Source organism: Methylobacterium sp. C33D (assembly GCF_053345825.1).
Map to the genome: position 1 here is coordinate 1 of NZ_JBKFAV010000039.1, position 22,953 is coordinate 22,953.

The 22,953-nt window shown below is 72.0% G+C and carries 20 protein-coding genes; 11 read left to right on the forward strand and 9 right to left on the reverse strand.

Annotated elements, in window-relative coordinates; all coding sequences use genetic code 11:
• The first annotated feature begins 164 nt into the window (after positions 1 to 164).
• On the forward strand, positions 165 to 1,529 hold the full coding sequence (locus ACLBXO_RS25150; RefSeq protein ID WP_447687092.1) for a peptidoglycan-binding protein: 1,365 nt from the start codon (positions 165 to 167) through the stop codon (positions 1,527 to 1,529).
• Between the two features lie 177 nt (positions 1,530 to 1,706).
• Here the strand turns inward: ACLBXO_RS25150 and ACLBXO_RS25155 are convergent, their stop codons facing one another.
• The 3 genes from ACLBXO_RS25155 to oxlT all read right to left on the reverse strand — a co-directional run bounded on the left by ACLBXO_RS25155 (position 1,707) and on the right by oxlT (position 4,255).
• Positions 1,707 to 1,889 (reverse strand): hypothetical protein, encoded by a 183-nt coding sequence (locus tag ACLBXO_RS25155; protein WP_331317397.1) that lies wholly within the window; start codon positions 1,887 to 1,889, stop codon positions 1,707 to 1,709.
• Between the two features lie 28 nt (positions 1,890 to 1,917).
• The gene (locus tag ACLBXO_RS25160; RefSeq protein ID WP_447687093.1) at positions 1,918 to 2,619 is read right to left on the reverse strand and encodes a GntR family transcriptional regulator; all 702 of its coding nucleotides are present in this window, start codon (positions 2,617 to 2,619) and stop codon (positions 1,918 to 1,920) included.
• 334 nt (positions 2,620 to 2,953) lie between these two features.
• Positions 2,954 to 4,255 carry an oxalate/formate MFS antiporter gene (oxlT, locus tag ACLBXO_RS25165; protein ID WP_331317400.1) on the reverse strand — a complete coding sequence of 434 codons (1,302 nt, stop codon included), beginning with the start codon at positions 4,253 to 4,255 and terminating at the stop codon, positions 2,954 to 2,956.
• A 636-nt stretch (positions 4,256 to 4,891) separates the two neighbouring features.
• Between oxlT and ACLBXO_RS25170 the strand changes: the two genes are divergently transcribed.
• The 10 genes from ACLBXO_RS25170 to ACLBXO_RS25215 all read left to right on the forward strand — a co-directional run bounded on the left by ACLBXO_RS25170 (position 4,892) and on the right by ACLBXO_RS25215 (position 17,122).
• The gene (locus ACLBXO_RS25170) at positions 4,892 to 6,445 is read left to right on the forward strand and encodes an ABC transporter substrate-binding protein (protein ID WP_447687094.1); all 1,554 of its coding nucleotides are present in this window, start codon (positions 4,892 to 4,894) and stop codon (positions 6,443 to 6,445) included.
• 118 nt (positions 6,446 to 6,563) lie between these two features.
• The gene (locus ACLBXO_RS25175; RefSeq protein WP_331317404.1) at positions 6,564 to 7,535 is read left to right on the forward strand and encodes an ABC transporter permease; all 972 of its coding nucleotides are present in this window, start codon (positions 6,564 to 6,566) and stop codon (positions 7,533 to 7,535) included.
• Positions 7,532 to 8,371, forward strand: a complete 840-nt coding sequence (locus ACLBXO_RS25180; protein WP_447687095.1) for an ABC transporter permease — start codon at positions 7,532 to 7,534, stop codon at positions 8,369 to 8,371. Before ACLBXO_RS25175 ends, ACLBXO_RS25180 begins: the two co-directional genes overlap by 4 nt.
• 11 nt (positions 8,372 to 8,382) lie before the next feature.
• Positions 8,383 to 10,080, forward strand: a complete 1,698-nt coding sequence (locus ACLBXO_RS25185; protein ID WP_447687096.1) for an ABC transporter ATP-binding protein — start codon at positions 8,383 to 8,385, stop codon at positions 10,078 to 10,080.
• Positions 10,080 to 11,429 (forward strand): aspartate aminotransferase family protein, encoded by a 1,350-nt coding sequence (locus ACLBXO_RS25190; protein ID WP_331317408.1) that lies wholly within the window; start codon positions 10,080 to 10,082, stop codon positions 11,427 to 11,429. The genes ACLBXO_RS25185 and ACLBXO_RS25190 overlap by 1 nt, the downstream gene beginning before the upstream one ends.
• 5 nt (positions 11,430 to 11,434) lie before the next feature.
• A complete protein-coding gene (locus tag ACLBXO_RS25195; RefSeq protein WP_447687130.1) occupies positions 11,435 to 12,874 on the forward strand; it encodes an amidase in 1,440 nt (479 codons plus the stop codon).
• 43 nt (positions 12,875 to 12,917) lie between these two features.
• Complete coding sequence (locus tag ACLBXO_RS25200) at positions 12,918 to 13,985, forward strand: phosphotransferase (RefSeq protein WP_447687097.1); 1,068 nt, start codon at positions 12,918 to 12,920, stop codon at positions 13,983 to 13,985.
• Between the two features lie 9 nt (positions 13,986 to 13,994).
• Positions 13,995 to 15,296, forward strand: coding sequence for an aspartate aminotransferase family protein (locus ACLBXO_RS25205; RefSeq protein ID WP_447687098.1), 1,302 nt, complete (start codon positions 13,995 to 13,997; stop codon positions 15,294 to 15,296).
• 34 nt (positions 15,297 to 15,330) lie between these two features.
• Positions 15,331 to 16,185, forward strand: coding sequence for a GntR family transcriptional regulator (locus ACLBXO_RS25210; RefSeq protein ID WP_447687099.1), 855 nt, complete (start codon positions 15,331 to 15,333; stop codon positions 16,183 to 16,185).
• 4 nt (positions 16,186 to 16,189) lie between these two features.
• Complete coding sequence (locus ACLBXO_RS25215; protein ID WP_447687100.1) at positions 16,190 to 17,122, forward strand: 2-hydroxyacid dehydrogenase; 933 nt, start codon at positions 16,190 to 16,192, stop codon at positions 17,120 to 17,122.
• A 251-nt stretch (positions 17,123 to 17,373) separates the two neighbouring features.
• Here ACLBXO_RS25215 and ACLBXO_RS25220 read toward each other — a convergent pair whose 3' ends face one another.
• The 6 genes from ACLBXO_RS25220 to ACLBXO_RS25245 all read right to left on the reverse strand — a co-directional run bounded on the left by ACLBXO_RS25220 (position 17,374) and on the right by ACLBXO_RS25245 (position 22,829).
• Positions 17,374 to 18,792 carry an FAD-binding oxidoreductase gene (locus ACLBXO_RS25220; RefSeq protein ID WP_447687101.1) on the reverse strand — a complete coding sequence of 473 codons (1,419 nt, stop codon included), beginning with the start codon at positions 18,790 to 18,792 and terminating at the stop codon, positions 17,374 to 17,376.
• Positions 18,793 to 18,973: 181 nt separating this feature from the next.
• Positions 18,974 to 20,275 (reverse strand): MFS transporter, encoded by a 1,302-nt coding sequence (locus ACLBXO_RS25225; protein WP_447687102.1) that lies wholly within the window; start codon positions 20,273 to 20,275, stop codon positions 18,974 to 18,976.
• Positions 20,276 to 20,407: 132 nt separating this feature from the next.
• On the reverse strand, positions 20,408 to 21,580 hold the full coding sequence (locus ACLBXO_RS25230) for an alpha/beta fold hydrolase (protein WP_447687103.1): 1,173 nt from the start codon (positions 21,578 to 21,580) through the stop codon (positions 20,408 to 20,410).
• Positions 21,581 to 21,707: 127 nt separating this feature from the next.
• A complete protein-coding gene (locus ACLBXO_RS25235) occupies positions 21,708 to 21,917 on the reverse strand; it encodes a hypothetical protein (protein WP_331316005.1) in 210 nt (69 codons plus the stop codon).
• A gap of 230 nt (positions 21,918 to 22,147) precedes the next feature.
• Positions 22,148 to 22,438, reverse strand: a complete 291-nt coding sequence (locus tag ACLBXO_RS25240; protein ID WP_447687104.1) for a hypothetical protein — start codon at positions 22,436 to 22,438, stop codon at positions 22,148 to 22,150.
• A gap of 244 nt (positions 22,439 to 22,682) precedes the next feature.
• Positions 22,683 to 22,829, reverse strand: a complete 147-nt coding sequence (locus ACLBXO_RS25245; RefSeq protein WP_447687105.1) for a hypothetical protein — start codon at positions 22,827 to 22,829, stop codon at positions 22,683 to 22,685.
• Positions 22,830 to 22,953: the final 124 nt, after the last annotated feature.

Below are 22,953 nucleotides of genomic sequence, written 5' to 3' on the forward strand. Positions count from 1 at the left end.
GCGCGCAGACCCGCCCGCGCGGCGCCCGGCCGCGTGCGGGCTCCGGCCTCGTGCGGGCTCCGGCCTCGTGCGGGCTCCGGCCGCGTGCGGGCTCCGGCCCGCCGCGCGGGCCGACCGCGCCGTTCCCGTCAAGGCTTCGTCACCGCAGAGCCCGGAGCATCGACATGGCAGCCTTCAAGGATCTTCAGGACGGCTACGAGCGGACCTGGGCGTCGCTTGAGATCCGGCCGGAGAAGCTCGCGGCCGTGCGCAAGCTCGCGCAGCAGCTCGCCGCCGGCAAACCGCGCTACCAGGAGATCGAGGCGCGCACGGGCGTGCCCTGGTGGTTCGTCGGACTCTGCCACTACCGGGAATCGGCCTTCGATTTCGGCACCTATCTCGGCAACGGGCAGAAGCTCGGACGACGGACCACGATCGTCCCGAAGGGCCGCGGGCCCTTCACGGGGCCGCAGGCCTTCGTCGAAGGGGCAGTCGACGCGCTGCGCCTCCAGGGCCTGATCGGGGTCGGCGACTGGAGCGTCGCGCGCGCGCTCTACCGGCTCGAGGGCTTCAACGGCTACGGCTATCACGGCCGGGGCGTGAACTCGCCGTATCTCTGGGGCGGGTCGACGGCCTACGGGCCGCCGGGCGCGCGCGGCGGCAAGTTCGTGCGCGACCACGTCTTCGACCCGAACGTGGTCGACACGCAGATCGGCACGGCGGTGATCCTGCGGAGCCTCATCGACATGGACGCCACGGTCGCGCTCGCGGCGCCGCGCGCCGTCGAGGCTGCCGTGTCCCGCGAGCCCGACGACGAACTCGCCGACAGCACGCTCTGGGTCCAGCAATCGCTCAACCGCCTCGGCGCGACGCCGCCCCTCGTCGAGGACGGCCGGAACGGACCGCGGACCATGACGGCCGTGGCGACGTTCCAGGAGCGGTGCGGCCTGGACGATACCGGCCTCGCGGACGCGCGCACGGTCGCGGCGATCCAGGAGGCGCTGCGGCCGGCGGCGCCGCCGGCGGCGCCGGACGACGCGGTGCTGGCGCGGATCCGGGACCTGGAGCGACAGGTCGCCGCGAGGGCGGATATCCCGATGCACCCCGCCCCGATGCACCCTGTGGTGATCGCGCCGGCCGCCCCTGTGCCGGCCGCGCCGCCCGCGGATGTCGCGGCCCGGCTCGACGAGCTCCTCCAGGCCCTGCGCCGGCAGATCGACGGCGCGCGCCTGCCGACCGCCCCGGCCCTGCCCGGCCCGCCGACGGCGCGTCCCGAGGGCGCGGTTCTCGGGCCGGTCAACGGCGCCCTCGGGCAGACGATCGGGCAGCTGCTCTCCGGCAAGAAGTCGGCGATCGGCATCATCGGCGCGGTCGTCACGCAGATCCTGTCCCAGGTGCCGGCCGGCACAGGTCTGGGCCAGGTGCTGGCACAGCTCACGCCCGCCTTCGGGCTGAGCCCCTACACGATGCCGATCTTCATCGGGCTGACGGCGTGGGGCGTGCTCGGGAAGTTCGAGAAGTGGACGGCGCGTGCGGGGCAGGCGGCGTAGCGCGCCGGACCTCCGCTCCAGCCGGGCCCCGTTGCCGGCGATGAAGAGGGCGGCCCGGGACGGCGCGCGCCGGAGGATCTGGAGCGGCCGGGATCCTCCGCCGCGATCCAGGGCCGCGACAGCCGCGGGCCGCGGCGACGCGCGCGGAGAGGCCGACCCTGCCGGCGCTGCGCCCGCTCACTCGGCCAGCACGAAGGCGAGGCCGAGGATCGCCACCAGCAGCGCTCCGCCGGCGAGCTCCTCACGCGGCTCCTCGGCGAAGCGCGTCGACCGGCTCGCGCTGGCGATCCCGGCTCCGACGAGTCCGATGATCAGGAAGCCGAGGCCGAGCAGATCGGTCATCTGAACGGGCGGTAGCATAGGTCGGTCCTCCGTCGGCGGGGGGCTCTTACCCCTCCGGCCAAGCCCAGTGCGCCTCGACGTGCGCGATCAGCCCGAGGGCGTGATCGCGGACGAGGATCGCGGCCCGATCCGCGTCGCGGGCCTGCAGCGCGGCGATGATGGCGGCATGCTCGCGCATCGAGTCCTCGAGCCTCCCGGCCCGATGGAGGAAGGCCGACCGGAGCGCCCGCATGTGGATGAACAGGTTGGTCGTCATCTCGACCATCAATCCGCAGCCGCCGAGGCGGATGATCGTCCGGTGGAAGTCGAGGTTGGCCACGTCGTAGGCCTTCAGATGACTGGGCAGGGTCGAGATCTCGAAATCATCGAACGCCCTTCCGAGCGCCCGGAGATCGGGATCCGCGGCGTGCCGCGCGGCGGCATGGGCCGCCATGCCTTCGAGCGCGGCCCAGACGGTGATCATCTCGACGATCTCGCGCTTGGTCTTGCGCGTCACGAAGAGGCCGCGGCGCGGCACGGTGCTCACGAAGCCCTCCCGCTCCAGGAGCGTCAGGGCCTCTCGGACCGGCGTGCGGCTGATGCCGAGATCCTGCGCGATCTGGTGTTCGTGCAGCCGGATCTGCGCCGAGCCGTCGTAGAGATCCATCGCCAGGATCGACTGCTTGATGCTGTCGTAGGCCTGTTCACGCAGGCTCAGTGTCTGTCCGATCGAGGCTAGACCCAGAGAGGTCTCGGAAGGCTGCAGCACGGTCGGGCTCCGAAAACGCGAGAGGTGAGTCTGGCCTCAGATCGTGGGAAGGCGCCGGAGCGCGGTCGAGAGGTCGGGCGGGAGGCGTCGGGACGCCGCGCATCGCCCGGTCTTCGGTGCCCGGCCAAGGTGACAGCCAAAGGTTCGGCCAAGGGTTCGGCCAAAGGTTCGGAGATAGATCTGGGATGGCTCGCGGCCGCCAGGCGCGCGGGAGAGACGATTCCGCGCGTGCCGGCGGCGCGGGGCCCGCTCGATCGTCGCTGCCCCGGCTCCGGGATTCCGGAGCCGGGGCAGCGCGGGTGTGGCCGGGCCGCGGAGCGGCCGGGCCCGCCGCTCAGGCGTGGGCCAGCTTCAGCGCCGGCGCCGCCGCGTCGGTGTTCGCCGCGTGGTGCTGCTTGAGCATCGGTCGCAGGACCGCGATCGCCAGGACGGCGGCGATCAGGTCCATGGTCGCCACGGTGTAGAGGACCGTCGCCCAGGTGCCGGTCGCCTGCATGATCAGGTTGCCCACCGGCACGAACAGCGCCGCGAAGCCCTTGGCGCAGTAGAGCACGCCGTAGATCTTGCCGATGTGCTTCGAGCCGAAGGTGTCGGCGGCGGTGGCGCTGAACAGCGAGTAGACCTCGCCCCAGGCCAGGAACACCACGCCGGACAGGATCACGAAGGCCCACGGGTTGGAGCCGAAGTAGCCCAGAGCCACGATGCCGATGCCCTCCATCGCGAACGCGATGAACATCGTCTTCTCCCGCCCGATCCGGTCCGAGACGAAGCCGAAGAGCGGGCGCGAGATGCCGTTCATGATCCGGTCGAGCATCAGCGCGAAGGGCAGCGCCGCCATGGCGAAGAAGTACAGGTTGACCTGGAAGTTCTTCACCCCGAGATCCTGCGCGATCACGCCGAGCTGGGCCACGGCCATCAGGCCGCCCGTCACCGTGCAGGTGAACATCAGCAGCATCACGTAGAACACGGGGGTGCGCAGCGCCTCGCCCAGCGTGTAGTCGCGCCGCGACTGCAGGACCTTGGTGGAGAACGGCACCTGATCCTTGCGCGGGGCGCGCATGGCGATGGCGGCGGCGATGATGATGGCCCCCTGGATCAGGCCGAAGACGAAGAAGGCCTGGGCGTAGTTGCCGCCGTCGATCATCTTGGCGATCGGCAGGATGGTGAGCGCCGAGCCGGCGCCGTAGCCGCCCGCCGTGAGGCCGACCGCCAGGCCGCGCTTGTCCGGGAACCACTTGAGCGCGTTGTTGACGCAGGTGGCGTAGACGCAGCCGACGCCGATGCCGCCGGCCACCGAGCCGAGATAGAAGCCGCTCAGGCTGGTGGCGTAGGAGTTGATGACCCAGGCCAGGCCTGTCATCAGGCCGCCGAACATCACGACGCGGCTCGGGCCGTACTTGTCGATGAAGTAGCCCTCGATCGGGGTCAGCCAGGTCTGGACGACGACGAAGATCGTGAAGGCGACCTGGATCGCGGCGCGGTCCCAACCGAAGGTCTTCTGGATCTCGGGAACGAACAGCGTCCAGGCATACTGGATGTTGGCCGCTGCGACCATGCAGATCACGCCGAGCACGATCTGCAACCATCGATTTGTACTGGGTATCGCCGTAGCCGGCGTGGCATTTGGCATGGCCATGACCTTCCTCCCTCGTCCCTGCGCTGACATCCGGCGACGTGCTATAGGATTGGCGTGCACGTCGGCGCATCGCTTGCCGTCGCCGGAACCGTTCGCCGGGTTCCGAGATTGGCTTGGCGGCATGCATTATTCTGTGTGCCAAGATCAGATGGCAAGCAGAATAATTCATCCCTCGTGAGCGGGCGAACGGGATTATAAGTCCGCGCCGCGCGTGCGATCCCGTCGCGCCGCCGATCCCGCGCCGATCAGACCCGGGCCGCGCGGGGCTCGGATCGGCCCGGGCGCGAGACCGGGTCGGGAGCGCGCGCGTCGATGACCCGGCTTCCAGGTGTCGTGCCGAGCGCGCCGCACCGCATCGGTCCGCCGGGCTCAACATTTGGGCGAGCCTGGCGCGCAATGAGGCGCCGCGTGACACCTTTTTCCGCCACCTCGGTTTGACAAACCTCTGAATTAATTTTGATATACCGATATATCGCTGAGCCCTTCCGCGGCGGGACCGCCCGGTCCACCGGCGGGGGCGGGACCGTCACGCGTCGGACGGTGAGGAGCGACGCCCGGCCTCAGCACGAGGACAGCACATCGTTTTCTGACGCGCTCGAGTGATCCGCGCAGGTCGTTTCAGTGGATGGAGCTTCCATGTCGAACGTTCTTCGAAGCTTGCTCACGATCGCGGTTCTCGCCGCACCGTCCGCCGGGCAGGCACAGCCCGTCCCGGGCGGTCGCGCCAACCTGATCGTCCAGCCGGAACCGCCCAGCCTGATGCTGGGCCTCGTGACCAACGCGCCGACGCAGCTCGTGGCCGGGCAGATCTACGAGGGGTTGCTGCGCTACGACGACAAGCTCAGTCCGCTGCCCTCCCTCGCGAAGAGCTGGGAGATCTCTCCCGACGGGCTGCGCTACACGTTCCACCTCAATGAAGGGGTGACGTGGCACGACGGCAAGCCGTTCACCGCCGCCGACGTTCTGTTCTCGGTCAACGACTTCCTCATGAAGACGCAGCCGCGGCACAGGAACACGATGACGCGCGTGGCCGGTGTCGCCGCGCCGGACGATCACACGGTGGTCTTCACCCTCAAGGAACCCTTCGAGCCCTTCATCCGCAGCTTCGCCTTCTGGGTGATGCCGATGGTGCCGAAACACATCTACGAGGGCACCGACTACGCGTCCAACCCGGCGAACGACCGGCCGATCGGCACCGGTCCGTTCAAGTTGGAGAGCTGGCGGAAGGGCAGCGCGATCCACCTCGTCAAGAACGAGACTTACTATCTCTCCGGCAAGCCTTATCTTCAGGACATCTACTACCACGTCATCCCGGACGGCGCCTCGCGCGCCGTGGCCTACGAGACCGGCAAGGTCGACGTGCTGCCGGGCGGGTCCGTCGAGAATTTCGACGTGCCGCGGCTGACGACCCTGAAGAACACCTGCGTCTCGCAGAAGGGGCAGGAGTTCGACTCGCCCCTGTCGTTTCTCTGGCTGAACAACCGCAAGCCGCCGATGAACGACGTGCGGTTTCGCCAGGCGGTCATGTACGCCATGGACCGCCAGTTCGCCCTCGACGTCCTGTGGAACGGGATCGGCAAGGTCGCCACCGGTCCGATCGCCGGGACGACACCGTTCTACAAGGCCGTCCAGCCGCAGTATCCGCACGACCCGAAGAAGGCCAAGGCGCTGCTCGCCGAGATGCACTACGACGGCAAGCCGCTGAAGCTGCTGCCGCTCCCCTACGGCGAGACGTGGCAGCGCTGGGCGGAGGCCGTGAAGCAGAATCTCGGCGACGTCGGCATCCCCGTCGAGATCCAGGCCACCGACGTGGCGGGCTGGAACCAGCGCGTGTCCCAGTGGGACTACGACATGGCCTTCACCTTCCTGTTCCAGAACGGCGACCCGGCCCTCGGCGTCGAGCGGAACTACATCAGTTCGCAGATCTCCAAGGGCAACCCCTGGAACAACGTCGAGGGCTACGCGAACCCGACCGTGGACGCGCTGTTCGCCAAGGCGGCCCTGGCGACGCCGGCCGGGAAGCGCCAGGACCTCTACGACGAGGTCCAGAAGGCGGTTCAGGCGGACGTGCCCGTGGCGTGGCTGCTCGATCTGCGCTTCCCGGTCATCTACCGGTGCAATTTCCAGGACCTGATCACCACCGCCAACGGTCTCAACGACTCGCTGCGCGACACGTGGATCAAGCGCTGACGGCGCCGGACCGGCCCGCACGACGCCCCCTGCCCCGGCCCCGATCGCGGGGCCCCGTCCGACACCGAGCCGCCGGCCGCCCCGGCCGGGCTCCCGCGCGCGGAGGACCCTTCCCGTCATGCCCCGCTTCATCGCCGCGCGCCTGGGCAAGATGGCGCTCATCCTCGTCGGGATCGTCATCCTCAACTTCGCGCTGATCCACGCGGCGCCGGGGGATCCGGCCTCCGTGATGGCGGGCGAGGCCGGCGATGCCGACGCCGCCTTCCTGCAGCAGCTGCGCGAGCGCTTCGGCCTCGACAGGCCGCTGCCGATCCAGCTCCTGACCTACCTCGCCAACGTCCTGCGGCTCGACTTCGGCTATTCCTACCGCCAGGGCATGCCGGTGATCGACCTGATCGCCGACCGGCTGCCCGCCACCCTGCTCCTGTCGGGCTCGGCCTTCCTGATCTCCCTCGTCCTCGGCGTGGCGGCGGGGGCGCTGGCGGCCTCGCGCCAGGGCAAGGTCTCCGACTCGGTCATCTCGACCCTCGCCCTCCTGTTCTACGCCACGCCGCTGTTCTGGCTGGCGCTGATGGCGGTGCTGCTGTTCTCGGTGCAGCTCGGGTGGTTTCCCGGCTTCGGCTACGAGAGCGTCGGGTCGGGCTATAGCGGCCTCGAACGGGCGGCCGACATCCTCCACCACCTCGTGCTGCCGGCCCTGACCCTCGGCCTGTTCTTCATGGCGGTCTACGCCCGCATGACGCGGGCCTCGGTGCTGGAGGTGAGCCGCCTCGACTTCGTGCGGACCGCCCGCGCCAAGGGGCTGCGCCCCCGCGCCGTGCTGGTCCGCCACATCCTGCGCAACGCCATCCTGCCGGTGGTGACGCTGGCGGGCCTCCAGGCGGGCCAGCTCGTCGGCGGCGCCGTGCTGATCGAGACCGTGTTCGCGTGGCCGGGCATCGGCCGGCTGATGTTCGAGGCCCTGGAGCAGCGGGACTACAACCTCCTCCTCGGCATCTTCGTCGTCTCCGCCGCCATGGTGCTGGCCTTCAACCTCATCACCGACATCCTCTACCGGCTGGTGGATCCCCGTATCGGAGCTGCGGCATGACGGCGTTCTGGGTCCGATACGCCCGCAACCGCGGCGCGGTGGCGGGGATCGTCATCCTCGTCCTGGTGCTGGTCCTGGCGATGGCGGCGCCGGCGCTCTACCCGCGCTCCCCCTGGGCGATGGTGCAGCGCCCGTTCCTGCCGCCCTTCACCAACAGCGGCTTCCCGCTGGGCACCGACACGATGGGCCGGGACATCGCCTCCGCGGTCGCCCACGGGGCCGGGGTGTCCCTGCTGGTCGGCTTCGTCTCGACGCTCGCGGCGCTGCTGATCGGCATCCCGATCGGGGCCGTCGCGGGCTATTTCGGCGGCCGGATCGACGACCTGCTGATGCGCTTCACCGAGTTCTTCCAGAGCGTGCCGAACTTCGCCCTCGCGGTGGTGCTGGTGGCGATCTTCCGGCCGAGCCTCGTCTCCATCGTGGCGGCGATCGCGATCGTGAGCTGGCCGCCGGTGGCCCGGCTCCTGCGGGGCGAGGTGATGGCGCTGCGCGGCCGGGAATTCGTGCAGGCCGCGGTGCTGTCGGGCCAGCGCAGCGGCCCGATCATCCTGCGGCAGATCCTGCCCAACACGCTCTCGCCGGTCATCGTCCTCGGGACCATGATGGTGGCCGCCGCCATCCTGCTCGAGAGCGCCCTGTCGTTCATGGGTCTCGGCGATCCCAACATCATGTCGTGGGGCTACGTCATCGGCGCCGGGCGCACGGTGATCCGGCAGGCATGGTGGGTGAGCCTGTTTCCCGGCGTCGCGATCCTCCTGACGGTGCTCGCCCTGAACCTCGTCGGCGAGGGGCTGAACGACGCCCTCAACCCGCGCCTGTCGCGCAAGACGCGATGAGGGGCGCAGCCATGATTGTCGCCCCGCAAACTCACGCCCCCGGCGAGCCGGTCCTCGTCGTCGAGAAGCTCGCCATCGCCCTGCCGCCCGGCGCGGACCGCCCCTACGCGGTCGACAGAGTGAGCTTCACGCTCAGCGCCGGCGAGATCCTCTGCATCGTCGGCGAGAGCGGGTCGGGCAAGTCGATGTCGGCCAACGCCGCGATGGGTCTCCTGCCGGAGACGGTGCGGCCGGTCGGCGGGCGGATCCTCCTCGGCGGGACCGACCTGCTCACCCTCGACGAGGCGGAGCTCTACGCGGTGCGCGGGCGGCGCATCGCGATGATCTTCCAGGAGCCGATGACGGCCCTCAACCCGCTGATGCGGATCGAGGCGCAGATCGCCGAGGTCTTCGCCGCGCACGGCCTGCTGACGCCGCGGACGCGCCGGAGCCGGGCCCTCGAACTGCTGGCCGAGGTCGGCCTGCCGGACCCGGCGCGCGCCGCGGCCTCGTACCCGTTCCAGCTCTCGGGCGGCCAGCGGCAGCGCGTGATGATCGCCATGGCGCTGGCCCTCAAACCGCAGGTGCTGATCGCCGACGAGCCGACCACGGCGCTCGACGTCACCACCCAGGCGCAGATCCTGCGCCTGATCCGCGATCTCCAGGCCCAGCGCGGCATGGCGGTGATGTTCATCACCCACGATTTCGGTGTGGTCGCCGAGATCGCCGACCGGGTGGCGGTGATGCAGCACGGCCGGATCGTCGAGGAGGGCCGCGCCGCCGACATCCTGGAGCGGCCGCAGCACCCCTATACCGCCAAGCTGATCGCCGCGATCCCCGACATGGAGGCCGGGGCCGGCCGGGCGGCGCGGGCGGCGCCCCGGGCTCCCGTCCTCGACGTCGAGGGACTGACCAAGACCTACACGCTCGGCGGCGGCCTGTTCCGGGCGCCCCGGACCGTCGCGGCGGTGCGCGACGTCTCGTTCACCCTCGGCCGCGGCGAGACCCTGGGCATCGTCGGCGAGAGCGGGTCGGGCAAGTCCTCGGTGGGGCGGTGCCTCGTGCGGCTCCAGGACCCGGACGGGGGACGGGTGCGCCTCGGCGGCATCGACATGGCCGGCCTGTCGGGCGAGGCCCTGCGGCAGGCGCGGCGGCGGATCCAGATGGTCTTCCAGGATCCCTACGGCTCGCTGAACCCGCGGGTGCGCGTCGGGCGGGCCATCGCCGACGGCCCGATCGCCTACGGCGAGGACGTCGGGACCGCCCTGAAGGCCGCGTCCGCGCTCCTCGCGCGCGTCGGCCTCGACGCCTCGGCGGCGGACCGCTACCCCCACGAGTTCTCCGGGGGGCAGCGCCAGCGCATCGGCATCGCCCGGGCCCTGGCGCTCAAGCCCGAGATCATCGTGGCCGACGAGGCGGTCAGCGCCCTCGACGTCTCGATCCAGGCCCAGATCCTCGACCTCCTCGACGAATTGAAGCGGGAGCTGCACCTCTCGCTCCTGTTCATCACCCACGACCTGCGGGTGGCGGCCAAGATCTGCGACCGCGTGATGGTGATGGAGAAGGGCGCCGTCGTGGAGATCGGGCCGGGGCCCGAGATCTTCTCGAATCCCCGCGCGCCCTACACGCGCAGCCTCGTGGCGGCGATCCCCGGCCGCAGGCCCCGAACGACCTCGCCGGAGGCCTCCGCCTTCGCTCTCCCTCCCGCCGCGATCAGGACACCCGTCTGATGACCTTCATGCCCAACTCCGTCGAGGCGCGCGACATCGCCTACCAGCTCCATCCGCTGGTCGACCTGCGCAACTACGACAAGACCGGCGCGCTCGTGATCGAGCGGGGCGAGGGGATCTACGTCTACGACAATGCCGGCCGGCGCTACATCGAGGGGCTGGCGGGTCTCTGGTCGGTCGCCGTGGGCTTCGGCGAGCGGCGCCTGTCGGACGCCGCCAAGCGGCAGATGGACCAGCTCTCCTACTACCACATCTTCGCGCACAAGACGCATGGCCCCTCGGTCGACCTCGCTGAGAAGCTGATCAGCCTGGCGCCGGTCCCGATGTCGAAGGTGCATTTCACCTCCTCGGGGTCCGAGGCCAACGACCTCGTCGTCAAGCTGGCGTGGTACCGCTCGAACGCCCTGGGCAAGCCGGAGAAGAAGAAGATCATCGGCCGCCTGAAGGGCTACCACGGCGTCACCATCGCGGCGGGCTCGATCACCGGCCTTCCGCGCAACCACGAGAGCTTCGACCTGCCGCTCGACCGGATGCGCCACGTCTCCTGCCCCGACTACGCCGGGTCGGCCCTGCCGGGCGAGAGCGAGGCCGCGTTCTCCCGGCGCATGGCGGACGAGCTCGAAGCACTGATCCTGGCCGAGGGGCCGGACACCGTGGCGGCCTTCTTCGGCGAGCCGGTGATGGCCTCGGGCGGGGTCTACGTCCCGCCGGAGAACTACTGGGCGGAGATCCAGGCGGTGCTGCGCCGCTACGACGTGCTGCTGGTGGCCGACGAGGTGATCTGCGGCTTCGGGCGCACGGGGGCGATGTTCGGCTGCGAGACCTTCGGCATCGAGCCGGACGTGATGGTCCTCTCGAAGCAGATCTCCTCCTCGTACATGCCCCTCTCGGCGATCCTGATGAACGCGAACTTCTACGAACCGATCGCCGACGAATCCGCCCGGCTCGGCGTGCTCGGCCACGGCTACACGGCCTCGGGCCATCCCGTCGCCACCGCAGTGGGCCTGGAGAACATCCGGATCATCGAGGAGCGCGACCTCGTGGGGAATTGCCGGCGCCTCAGCCCGCTCTTCCTCGAGCGGCTGGCGGGGCTCGCCGAGCACCCCCTGGTGAAGACGTGGCGCGGCGTCGGCCTGATCGGGGCGCTCGAGTTGAAGCCCGCGACGGCACCCGGCGCGAAGCCCGGCGCGGCCGGCGCCGCGATCCAGGCCGCCGCCCTCGAACAGGGGGTGATCGCCCGCGCCATCGGCGATTCCCTGTGCTTCTGCCCGCCCTTGATCATCACCGCGGAGCAGATCGGCGCGATGTTCGACGCCGTCGGCCGTGCCCTCGACACGATCGCCGCGTGAGCCCGATGGACCAGATCCGCACGACGACCCGGACCGATCTCGGCACGATGGACGCGGTGGAGCTCGGGGCGCTGTTCGCGTCCGGCCGGGCCTCGCCGGTGGAGGCCGCGCAGGCGGCGCTGGCGCGCATCGAGCGGTTCAACCCGCAAGTGAATGCCTTCGCGTTTGTCGCGCCCGAACCGGCGCTCGAGGCCGCGCGGGCCTCGGAGGCACGCTGGGCGAAGGGCGCGGCGCTGAGCCCGATCGACGGGGTGCCGACGACGATCAAGGAGCTGACCGCCGTCAAGGGCATCCCGTGGCGGCGGGGCTCGAAGCTCACCGGCGATGCCCCGGCCACCGACGAGATCCTGGTGATGCGGCGCCTGCGCGCCGCCGGGGCGGTCATCCTCGGCACGACCACGTCGCCGGAATTCGGCTGGAAGGGCGTGACCCACGGCCCGGCCTTCGGCAACACCGTCAATCCCTGGCGCACCGACCGGGCCTCGGGGGGCTCCTCGGGCGGGGCCGGCGTCGCCGCCGCCCTGAACATGGGCGTGCTGCACGAGGGATCCGACGGGGCGGGCTCGATCCGCATCCCGTCGTCGTTCTGCGGCGTCTTCGGGATCAAGCCGACCTTCGGCTGGCTGGCCACCGACGCGCCGACGCCGCTGCGGGACATGGCCCATCGCGGCCCGCTCACCCGGACGGTGGCGGATTCGGCCCTGTTCCTGAACGCCGTCACGGGCCCCTCCCCGGACGGGCTGTACGGCGACTGCCCGAGCCCCGTCCCGGACTGGACGGAGGCGGCCCGCGGCGGCGTCGCGGGCCTGCGCATCGGCTACAGCCGGACCTTCGGCTACGCCCGCGTCGATCCCGAGGTCGCCGCCGCGGTGGACCGGGCCGCCGCGCGCCTCGCCGCGCTGGGCGCCGTCGTCGAGGAGGCCGATCCCGGCTTCGCCTCGCCCCTGGAGGCCCTGCGGGTGATCTGGTTCTCCGCCATGGCGGTCCTCGTGGACCGCTTCGGCCGCACCGAGGCGGATCGCGCGCGCATGGATCCCGGCTTCGTCGCCGTCGCCGAGATCGGGCGCCGCTACAGTGCCGCGGACCTCCTGGCGGCCGAGCAGGTCCGGGCCGAGCTGAAGGTCACGATGGCGCGCTTCCACGCGCGCTACGACCTGCTCCTCTCCCCGACCATGCCGGTCACGGCGATCCCGGCGGGCATCGACTTCCCCGCGGGCCAGGGCATGACCGACTGGACCGACTGGAGCCCGTTCACATACCCGTTCAACATGACCGGCCAGGCCGCGCTCTCGGTGCCCTGCGGCTTCGATTCGGGCGGCCTGCCGATCGGGCTGCAGATGGTCGCCGCCCGGTTCCGGGACGACCTCGTCCTGCGGGCCGCCGGCGCGTACCAGACCGCCTACCCGGAGGCGTTCCCGGCCGCCCCGGTGGTCCGGTCCGCCTGAGGGCGCAGGCGCGCCGGTCTCGAAACACCTGTCTGGATCCCCGATGCCCCATCCCACGATCGACGCCCCCGAGACCGGCATCGGCGCCGGCCTGTCGGTCGTGGCCGAGCCGGTCGATGCCCGCACCGCCGAGGGCATCGCCGTCGCGCAGTACGGCATCGCCGGCGCGGCGACGTGGCTCGCCGGCGAGAAGGATTCGAACTTCCGCCTCGATGCGGGGGCGGGGACCGCCTACTTCCTGAAGATCCTGAGCCCCGGCGAGGATCCCGCGGTGTCCCGCCTGCACAGCAACGCCCTGATCCACGTCGCGCGGGCCGCGCCGGACCTGCCGCTGCCGCGGATCGTGCCGACCCGCGCGGGCGAGCCGGACGGGCGCATCGCCGTCGCGCCGGACGATTACCGCACCGTGCGGCTCACGACTTTCACGCCGGGGCGCTCGCAGGCCGCCGGCCCCCGGACCGACGGGCAGCGCCGGGCGGCCGGGGCGCTGCTGGCCCGCCTCCAGGGCGCGCTGGAGGGCTTCACCGACCCGGCGGCGGACCACGTCTCCTCCTGGGACCTGCGGCATGCCGGGCGGCTGCGCGCCGTGCTCGACGTCTTCCCCGAGGGCGAACAGCGCGACCGCCTCGCCGGCATCCTCGACGCGTTCGCTTCGCGGATCGTGCCCGCCCTGCCGGACCTGCCGCATCAGGTGGTCCACAACGACCTCGGCGGCGACAACATCCTCGTCGATCCCGACGATCTCGACCGGATCACCGGGGTGATCGATTTCGGCGACATGGTCCGCACGGCCCGGATGTTCGACGTGGCGATCGCGGCGGCCTACCAGCTCGGCCTCGACGCCGATCCCCTCGGCCCGGCCCTGGCGTTCCTGCGGGGCTACGCCTCGGTGGCCAGGCTGTCGGAGGCCGAAATCGCGCTGCTGCCGACGGCGATCCGGACGCGGATGGCCCTGCGCCTCCTGATCCCGGAATGGCGCGCCCGTCGCTTCCCCGAGCGCCGGGACTATCTCACCCGCAACAGCGCCGGCGTCTGGGGGCAGTTCCGGCACCTCGACGCCCTGGCGCCGGCGGCGATCGACGCGGCGATCGCCGAGGCCTGCCGTCCCTGAGGCCACGCCATGACCGCTTCGTCCAGCTCCGCCCCGCCCGCTTCCGCCGAGGCCCTGATCGCCCGGCGCCGCGGCCTCCTCGGCGCCTCGTACCGGCTGTTCTACGAGCGGCCGGTCCACATCGTGCGCGGCGCGGATGTCTGGCTCTACGACGCCGAGGGGCGCCGCTACCTCGACGCCTACAACAACGTGCCCTGCGTCGGCCATTGCCACCCGCGTGTGGTGGAGGCGGTGGCGCGCCAGATGGCCACCCTCAACACCCACACCCGCTACCTGCACGAGGCGGTGCTCGACTATTCCGAGCGGCTCTTGTCTACCTATCCGGCCGCCTTCGGCCACGTCATGTACACCTGCACGGGGTCCGAGGCGGTCGACCTCGCCCTGCGGATCGCGCACTACCAGACCGGCGGCACCGGCCTGGTGATCACGCAAAACGCCTATCACGGGACCACCGAGGCCACGGCGGGGATCTCCCCGTCGCTCGGCCCCAACGTGCCCCTCGGCCGCGACGTCTGGACGGTGCCGGCGCCGGACGCCTACCGCAATCCCGGCGTCGATGTCGGCGCGCGGCTGGCCGAGGACGTCCGGGCGGCCTTCGCCGACATGCGCCGCCACGGCGTGCGGCCCGCGGCGTTCATCGCCGACGGCATCTTCTCGACGGACGGGACCCTGGCCGAGCCCGCGGGCTTCCTCCGGCCGGCCCGGGAGGCGGTGCGGGAGGCCGGCGCGCTCTACATCGCCGACGAGGTGCAGCCGGGCTTCGGCCGGACGGGGGCGGGCATGTGGGGCTTCGCCCGCCACGGCATCGTCCCCGACATGGCCGTGATGGGCAAGCCGATGGGCAACGGCCTGCCCATCGCCGGGGTCGCGATGCGGCCGGAGGTGGCGGAAAAATTCGGCCGGGACGTGCGCTACTTCAACACCTTCGGCGCCAACACGGTCTCGATCGCGGCGGCCGGGGCGGTGCTCGACATCCTGGCGGATCAGGACCTCGTGGCGAACGCCGCCGCCACCGGCGGCCTGATGCTGGAGGGGATGCGGGCGCTGATGGCGCGGATCCCGGCCATCGGCGACGTGCGGGGCGCGGGCCTGTTCCTCGGCCTCGACCTCGTCACCTGCCGCGAGAGCCGCGCGCCCGACGCGGCGCTGGCGAAGCGGGTCGTCAACGCCCTGCGCGAGGACGGCATCCTGATCAGCGCGTCCGGCCCCCACGACAACGTGCTGAAAATCCGCCCGCCGCTGACGTTCTCCGCCGAGCACGCCGCGCTCTTCCTTGAGGTCCTGGGAAAAACCCTGGACGGTGCGGCCTGACAAGAAGACCACAAGATCTGGCAGGAGACGACCCATGCACCCGGCGGAAGTCCTGGATCCGAGTCCGACGGCGGGACCGGCCCTGCGCGCCGATCTGCCGAAGGCGGCGCGGGTCTACGCGACCCTGCGCGAGGCCATCATCGCCATGCAGCTGAAGCCCGGCGCGCGCCTCGTCGAGAAGGATCTCTGCGACGAGCTCGGCGTGTCGCGCACGCCCCTGCGGGACGCGATCCTGCGGCTCGCGCAGCAGCGGCTGGTGACCGTGGTCCCGAGCGACGCCACCTTCGTCAACAAGATCATCCTGGACGAGGTGATCGAGGGCCAGCTCGTGCGCGAGAGCCTGGAACTGCGGATGGTGGCCCTGGCGGCCGAGCGCTTCGAGCCCGCCCGCCGGTCCGCCTTCGAGCTCGTCCTCTTCCGCGAGGCGGACGCGGCCCGGCGCGGCGACAACGCCGAGTCCTTCGCCCTGGACAACGATTTCCACCGGCTCCTGTGCGCCTGCGCCGGCTTTCCCCGCGTCTGGGACACGATCCATCTCGCCACCGGCCAGCTCGACCGCGTGCGACGCAACGCCTTCCCGCTGCAGAACTACCATGTGGAGGTGCTCGACGAGCACAGGGCGATCTTCGAGGCGCTGTGCCGGCAAGACGCGCAGACCGCGGTCTCGCTCCTGCGCACGCATCTGGGCGGGACGCTGAACTCGTTGCGGATCCTGCTGGCGCGGGAGCCCGATTTCGTCGCGTTCGACCCCGCATCGCCGGCCTTCTCCCTTCTGAGGCAGTCCGAGCAGGCCGGGTCCCCCGCGCTGCCCGATGGCGCCGAGGGAGCGCCGGGGCGGGGCGCCCGACGCCGCGTCGCGGGCCGCCGGACTGCGCCGGGAGCCGTGTAGGGCGATGGCGATCCCCGTCGTTCTCAAGACCGTTCCGGAGCACGCCCGCGTCTGGCACGACGTGTTCGCCCGGGAGGCGCCGGAGCTGGGCCTGATCGACTGGGCGCACGGAACGCGGTTTCCCGGCGTGAGCGCCTTCGCCGGGTGGAAGCCGCCCGCGGACCTGGCCGCGCGGATGCCGGACCTGCGCCTCGTGTTCTCCGTCGGGGCCGGGATCGATCACCTGCCGCTCGAGGCCCTGCCGGAGCACGTGGACGTCGTCCGCATGGTCGCCCCCGACGTCACGCGCTCGATGGTCGAGTACGTCACGCTCGGCGTGCTGGCTCTGCACCGGGACCTCGTCCTCTACGCGGACGAGACCCGCCGGGGCCTCTGGAACCCGCGCGCGATCCGCACGGCGCGGACCACCCGTGTCGGGATCCTCGGCCTGGGCGTGCTCGGGAGCGCGGCGGCCACGGCCCTGGCCGGGTTCGGCTTCGAGGTCCGCGGCTGGGCGAGAAGCCCCAGGACGCTGGAGCGCGTCACGTGCTTCGCCGGCCGCGCGGCGCTCCCCGACTTCCTGTCCGGCTGCGACATCCTCGTGTGCCTGCTGCCCCTGACGCCGGAGACGCGCGGACTGCTCGACAGGGACCTGTTCCGGCATCTCCCGGTCGGGGCGGCGCTCCTCAATGCGGGGCGGGGGGCCCATGTCGTCGAGGGCGACCTGATCGCGGCGCTGGACACGGGCCAGCTCCGGGCGGCCATGCTCGACGTGCTGTCGGAGGAACCGCCGCCCGCGGATCACCCGCTCCTCGGACACCCGCGGATCCTCGTGACGCCCCACAGCGCCAGCGCGAGCCAGCCGGACGACGCCGCGCGCCAGATGATCGCGGCGGTCCGGGCCTGCCGGGACGGGCAGCCGCTTCTCAACCGGGTCGACCGCGGCCGCGGATTCTGAGCGCCGTCAGACGCGGTCCGGACCGAAGCCGGTCTGACCGAGCGGCGCGGCCCCGTGCCTGATCGCGCACCGCCCGTCGCTCGATCCGGTCTGCGCCGCACGCCAGGGATGCGCGGGCAGCCCTCCGACGGACCAATTTCCCGGCGTGCCGGCCGCGGGATCCGCCCCGCTGGATCGGTCCGCCCGGAGCTGTGGCCTCCGGGCCCGGACGGCGGGTCTCCGGGCGCGCGGGTTCGCGGATCGGGTCCGCGTCAGGGGATCAGCTTGCCGGGATTCATGAGGTTCCGGGGATCGATGGCGCGCTTGAGGGTCCGCATGAGGCCGAGCGCCTCGGGGCCGTGCTCGCGCTCCATGAAGCGCATCTTCTTCTGGCCGATCCCGTGCTCGCCCGTGCAGGTGCCGCCCAGGTCCAGCGCGCGGGCGACCAGGCGATCGAGAAAGCCGGCCACCGCGGCCATCTCCGCGGGGCTGTCGGCATCGACGAGCGGGAGGGTGTGGAAGTTGCCGTCGCCGACATGGCCGGCGATCGGCGCCGTGAGCCCGGTCGCGGCGATGTCGCGCTTCGTCGCCTCCACGCATTCCGCGAGCCGCGAGATCGGCACGCAGACGTCGGTCGACATGTTCTTGATGGTGGGCCCGGGCCGCAGCGCGACCGCGGCCCAGTACACGTCGTGGCGCGCCTGCCAGAGGCGCGCGCGCTCGTCGGCCCCGGTCGCCCAGTCGAACGGGCCGCCGCCGAGCTCGGCGGCGATCTCGCCGAACCGCTCGGCCTGCTCGCGCGCGCCCGCGTCCGTGCCGTGGAACTCGACCAGGAGCAGCGGGGTCTCCGGCAGGGCCAGCTTCGAGTAGCGGTTGCAGGCCGCGACCTGGACCTCGTCGAGGAGCTCGATGCGCGCGACCGGGATGCCGGACTGGATCGTCAGGATCGTGGCGTCGCAGGCCGCCTTGATCGAGGGGAACGGGCAGATGCCCGCCGAGATCGCCTCGGGGATGCCGTGCAGGCGCAGCGTGACCTCGGTGATGATCCCGAGCGTGCCCTCCGAGCCGACGAGGAGCCGGGTGAGATCGTAGCCGGCCGACGACTTGCGCGCCCGGCGGGCGGTCGTGACGATGTCGCCGTTCGGCATCACCGCGGTGAGCGCGAGCACCGCGTCCTTCATCGTCCCGTAGCGCACGGCGTTGGTGCCCGACGCCCGCGTCGCCGCCATCCCGCCGATCGTGGCGTCCGCCCCGGGATCGATGGGGAAGAACAGGCCGGTGTCGCGCAGGTACGCGTTCAGCGCCCTGCGGGTGACGCCGGCCTCGACCGTGCAGTCGAGGTCGTCGGCATTGACCGCGCGGACGCGATCCATCGCGGCCGTGTCGACCGAGACGCCGCCGAACGGCGCGTTGACGTGGCCCTCGAGGGAGGTGCCGACGCCGTAGGGCACGATCGGCACGTCGCGCGCGGCGCAGGCGCGCACGACGGCCTGCACCTCCGCGGTGGTGCGCGGGAAGACCACGAGGTCCGGCGGCTCGCACGGCGCCCAGGTGAGCTGGTTGGCGTGCTGCTCGCGCACGGCCGGGCTCGCCGTCACCCGGTCCCCGAGCACGGCCCGCAGGGCCTGGGCGAGATCCGCGATCGTCGCCGCGTCCGGGCGGGTCCGCGGGGCGGGAGCGGGGGCGTTCATGGGCTGCTCCGATGGGTTCGAACCGGCGCGGCGCCAGCGACGGCGTGTCCCCGGGGTCGCGCGGCCCCGCGTTTCGGCCTCCGCCGAGAGGACGTTCCGACGCTGCCATAGGTCGAACGGCCGCCGCCCGCCACTCGGGCGCGGCCGGGCGGCGCCGCGCGATCTCGCCCCCGGATCGCGCCTACTCCGCCGCCTGCGCCCCGGGCGCCGCGGCCTGCTCCAGGTGCCGGTCGTGGGAGAGGCAGAGGACCGTCACCATGGCGGCGAGGCCGGCCGCCGCGATGAGGAGGAGCCCGCCCGTGAAGCTGCCGGTGGCATCCTTGATCGCGCCGACCGCGTAGGGCGCGGCGAAGCCGGAGAGGTTGCCGAGGGCGTTGATGATGGCGATCCCGCCGGCCGCCGCGGCGCCCGACAGGTAGGCGGTGGGCAGCGTCCAGATCACCGGGAGGCCGCCGAAGATGCCGAAGGCCGAGACGCTGAACAGGGCCATCTTGGCGTAGGGATCGGAGACCAGTGCCGCCGCGGCCGTGCCGCCGGCCGCGAGCAGGAGCGCGAAGGCCGCGTGCCCCTTGCGCTCGCCCCAGCGGTCCGAGGAGCGGCCGAGGGTGAGCATGCCGACGACCCCGATCGCGAAGGGGATGAGGCTGACGAGGCCGGTCTGGAGGTTCGTGAGGTCGAAGCCCTTCACGATCTGCGGCAGGAAGAAGCTGAGCCCGTAGAGCAGCGCCACATTGCCGAAATAGACGCCGGCGACGGCGAGCACGCGCCGGTCGAGGAGCGCGTCCCGCACGCTGTAGCGGCGGGCGGATTCGCGCGCCCGCCGCTCCTGCGCGAGGCGCTCGGTGAGCCAGGCGCGCTCGTCCTCGGGCAGCCAGGCCGCCCGCGCCGGCCGGTCCGTCAGGAAGGCCAGGACGAAGCCGGCGAGGATGACGGCCGGCACGGCCTCGAGGACGTAGAGCCACTGCCAGCCCTTGAAGCCCCAGGCCCCGTCGAGGCCGAGCAGCGCCCCCGAGACCGGCGAGCCGACGACGCTCGAGAGCGGGACCGCGACCATGAAGGCGCCGATGATCCGCGCGCGGTATCGCGCGGGGAACCACAGCGTGAGGTAGAAGATGATGCCGGGGAAGAACCCGGCCTCCGCGGCGCCCAGCAGCAGGCGCACGGCGTAGAAGCTCTTCTCGCCGACGATGAAGGCCGTTGCGCCCGACAGGAGCCCCCAGGTCAGCATGATGCGGGCGATCCATACCCGCGCCCCGACCCGCTCCAGGATCAGGTTCGACGGCACCTCGAAGACGAAGTAGGTCAGGAAGAAGATGCCGGCGCCGAGCCCGTAGGCCGTGGCGGAGATGCCGAGGTCCCTGTTCATGGTCAGCGCGGCGAAGCCGACATTGACCCGGTCGAGGTAGGAGACGAAGTAGCAGGTGATCAGGAGGGGCAGGAGCCGCCTGCTGACCCGCCGGATGGCGCGCGCTTCCACATCCATCGGTCGGCCTCCCTCGAGGATCCGGAACGGACGCGCGGCGCCCGGTCCGACCGGTTCTCCGGTCGGTTCGCGGGAGACATAGCCGGGCGGTCGGCGCCCCGATAGCCGTGGGCGCGCCGCGCCGGCGTCCCCCTACCGGCCGGCGCGGGATCCGGCGCTGCCGCGACCGAGCGCGTCGAGCAGGAGATCCACGACGGCCTGCGGCTGCTCCTGCTGAACCCAGTGCCCCGCCCCCGCCACGAAGTGGCAGCCGAGCAGGCCGGCGCCGGCGGCCTCCTCCATGCGCTCCAGCGCGCCCGGCACCTGGAACGGCCCCCAGTCGCTCGCCCCGGACACGAACAGGAGGGGGACCTCGATCCGCCGGCCGGCGAGCCGCGCGAGGTCGCGGTCGATGCTGCCGTCCATGCGGCACCGGTAGCCCTGGAGCGCGCCCTGGAAGCCGGAACGCGCGTACTCGGCGGCGTAGACGGCGAGCTCCGCGTCCGTCAGCCAGGCGCAGTCCGCGCCGCCCCGCGGCGGCATCTCCGGCGCCACGGTCGCGGGCATCGTCCGACCCTCGTCCATCACGTAGTAGGTCGGCATCTCGGCGAGGGCCTCGGCCGTCCAGCCGGCGAGCGCGCGGGGCCGGTTGTCCGGCCAGTCCGCGCTCTTGTGGTGGAAATAGGCGCGCAGGAACGCGGCGAGGCCCTGGGGACTCCGCTCCATGTCGGCGGCGGCGCGGCGCGACGCGTAGTAGCGGTGGTAGTGCGCGCGCGGGCGCGGCAGGGCGGCCAGCGCCGCGTGGATCGGGTCGTCGGCCGGCGCCCGGAGGCCGCGGGCCAGGGCGCCGAGCGGCGGCGCCCCCGCGAAGGGCGCGCTCATGAGGGCGACCATGCCGAAGAGATCGGGCCGCGCCAGGGCGCAGTAGCCGCAGACCCAGGCCCCGTAATCGTGGCCGACGAGCGCCGCGATCCTGTCGCGCTTCAGGGCGCTCAGCAGGCACAGCAGGTCGAGGAGGTGGTTGTGCAGGCGGTAGGGCGCGAGGTCGTCCGCGAAGGCGACGGGCGCGACCGCGGTGCGGCCGTAGCCCCGGAGGTCGGGGGCGACGACGTGGTAGCCCGCCGCGGCCAGGGCCGGCATGACCCTTCGCCAGGAATAGGCGATCTCGGGGAAGCCGTGCACCAGCAGGACGAGGGGGCGGTCGGGGCCCGCGTCGCCCGCCTCCAGCACATGCATGCGCAGGCCGTTCACGCCCTCGACGAAGCGGGCGCGCAGGCCGGCCGGGAGCGCGGCCCGACCGAGCGGGGGCAGGACGTCCGTGACCATCGCCGCGCGCTCCCGTGTCGATCGTTCGACGGCCCCTGACCGTACACGGTCCCGGTTCCGACCGCGACATCCGGCCCCGCGCCCCGTCCGCGCCCGGTCGGCGCCCGGTCGGCGCGCGGCCGAACCGTCAGGCCGTCAGGGCGGCGCGGGCGTCCCGGTGCCCGGCCTCGGCACGCCACGCCGCGCGCTCGGCCTCCAGACCCTGGATCCGGGCATGGAGCTGCCCGGCATCGATGGCCGTCTCCATCAGCATGTCCTGCGCGCTGGCGAGCTGCTCGCGCAGCTCGGAATTCTCGGTCACGAGGGTCAACAGGATCGCCGCCACGTCGTCGCCCATTCGTCCACCTGCCTCACCGTCCGGGGACGCGGCTGGTAGGACCGGCATGGTTACCGCCCCGGAAAGGATGGCGGCCGGGCGGCCGGGCCGGAGCCCCTGTCCACAGCAGGATTGCGCCGACCGCAGGAACGATCGTCCGCGCGAACGGAGCTGCGCCCCTTCTGCAGCCTGGTGTCGGGCGTCTTCGCCGAGGCGCTCGGTCCCAGGGCCGCGGGGCACGCCGGACCGGGTCAGTACCAGTCGTCGTCGTCGGCCGGCGAGCCCGGCGGCAGGGGGCCGTCACCCATCACGCCGGGATCCCCGTAGTTGAACGGAGGTCCGTCGAAGCCGACGACGCCGTCCGGATTGTCCGGCGTCACGTTGGGATCGACCTTCAGCTCGGTATCCTCGCGCCCGAGCCGTTGATCGAGACGATCCATGCGCTTCAGATCCCGCTGGATCGGGATATCCTGCTGGGCCTGCGCGACGAGTGCGGGACTCGCCACGGCGAATACCAGAGCGGCGACGGTCAAGCGTGTCATGGCAATCGGCCTCTCGCGTCCAGGCGCGCTCACGGCGTCGATCCATACCGTATACGTGCCACCGATCATAGCATTGCCGGTCGTCAACACTAATCGTGCGTGCATGTCGGCCGGGGAAGCCCACGGCGAGATCGCGTCGACGCCCGGCATGATCGGGGCGAGGTCGGCCGGCGCGCCGTGAAGTGCCCTCCCCTCCCGCCGAACCCGGTCCGCGATACCGGTCGGGCCGCGAGGGCCCGGCCGGTCAGCGGGTCAGGCGGCCGGCCGTGCCGGCCGCGTGCGGGCCGGCGGACCGGTCGGCCGGAGCGGGCCGATAATAGGTCACGGAGATCTCGGGCAGCATCACGTCGGTGATGTCGGCCAGGCCGTGTTCCGCGGCGGGTCCCTGCACGGATCCTTCTGCGGGTCCCTGCGCGGATCCCTGCGCTGAGGCGGGCGTCGCGAGGGCCGCGGCGAGAGCGGCGGCAGCGAACATGCGGAGGATCATGACAGACCTCGTACGACTTCGTCACGAA

Excerpts from the sequence above, each read along its gene's own strand:
- ACLBXO_RS25235 (WP_331316005.1), bottom strand. The coding sequence starts at position 21,917 with ATGGGCGACGACGTGGCGGCGATCCTGTTGACCCTCGTGACCGAGAAT.
- ACLBXO_RS25195 (WP_447687130.1), top strand. The coding sequence starts at position 11,435 with ATGGACCAGATCCGCACGACGACCCGGACCGATCTCGGCACGATGGAC.
- ACLBXO_RS25210 (WP_447687099.1), top strand. The coding sequence starts at position 15,331 with ATGCACCCGGCGGAAGTCCTGGATCCGAGTCCGACGGCGGGACCGGCC.
- ACLBXO_RS25215 (WP_447687100.1), top strand. The coding sequence starts at position 16,190 with ATGGCGATCCCCGTCGTTCTCAAGACCGTTCCGGAGCACGCCCGCGTC.
- ACLBXO_RS25225 (WP_447687102.1), bottom strand. The coding sequence starts at position 20,275 with ATGGATGTGGAAGCGCGCGCCATCCGGCGGGTCAGCAGGCGGCTCCTG.
- oxlT (WP_331317400.1), bottom strand. The coding sequence starts at position 4,255 with ATGGCCATGCCAAATGCCACGCCGGCTACGGCGATACCCAGTACAAAT.
- ACLBXO_RS25150 (WP_447687092.1), top strand. The coding sequence starts at position 165 with ATGGCAGCCTTCAAGGATCTTCAGGACGGCTACGAGCGGACCTGGGCG.
- ACLBXO_RS25180 (WP_447687095.1), top strand. The coding sequence starts at position 7,532 with ATGACGGCGTTCTGGGTCCGATACGCCCGCAACCGCGGCGCGGTGGCG.
- ACLBXO_RS25220 (WP_447687101.1), bottom strand. The coding sequence starts at position 18,792 with ATGAACGCCCCCGCTCCCGCCCCGCGGACCCGCCCGGACGCGGCGACG.
- ACLBXO_RS25155 (WP_331317397.1), bottom strand. The coding sequence starts at position 1,889 with ATGCTACCGCCCGTTCAGATGACCGATCTGCTCGGCCTCGGCTTCCTG.
- ACLBXO_RS25170 (WP_447687094.1), top strand. The coding sequence starts at position 4,892 with ATGTCGAACGTTCTTCGAAGCTTGCTCACGATCGCGGTTCTCGCCGCA.
- ACLBXO_RS25175 (WP_331317404.1), top strand. The coding sequence starts at position 6,564 with ATGCCCCGCTTCATCGCCGCGCGCCTGGGCAAGATGGCGCTCATCCTC.
- ACLBXO_RS25230 (WP_447687103.1), bottom strand. The coding sequence starts at position 21,580 with ATGGTCACGGACGTCCTGCCCCCGCTCGGTCGGGCCGCGCTCCCGGCC.
- ACLBXO_RS25190 (WP_331317408.1), top strand. The coding sequence starts at position 10,080 with ATGACCTTCATGCCCAACTCCGTCGAGGCGCGCGACATCGCCTACCAG.
- ACLBXO_RS25240 (WP_447687104.1), bottom strand. The coding sequence starts at position 22,438 with ATGACACGCTTGACCGTCGCCGCTCTGGTATTCGCCGTGGCGAGTCCC.
- ACLBXO_RS25200 (WP_447687097.1), top strand. The coding sequence starts at position 12,918 with ATGCCCCATCCCACGATCGACGCCCCCGAGACCGGCATCGGCGCCGGC.
- ACLBXO_RS25185 (WP_447687096.1), top strand. The coding sequence starts at position 8,383 with ATGATTGTCGCCCCGCAAACTCACGCCCCCGGCGAGCCGGTCCTCGTC.
- ACLBXO_RS25205 (WP_447687098.1), top strand. The coding sequence starts at position 13,995 with ATGACCGCTTCGTCCAGCTCCGCCCCGCCCGCTTCCGCCGAGGCCCTG.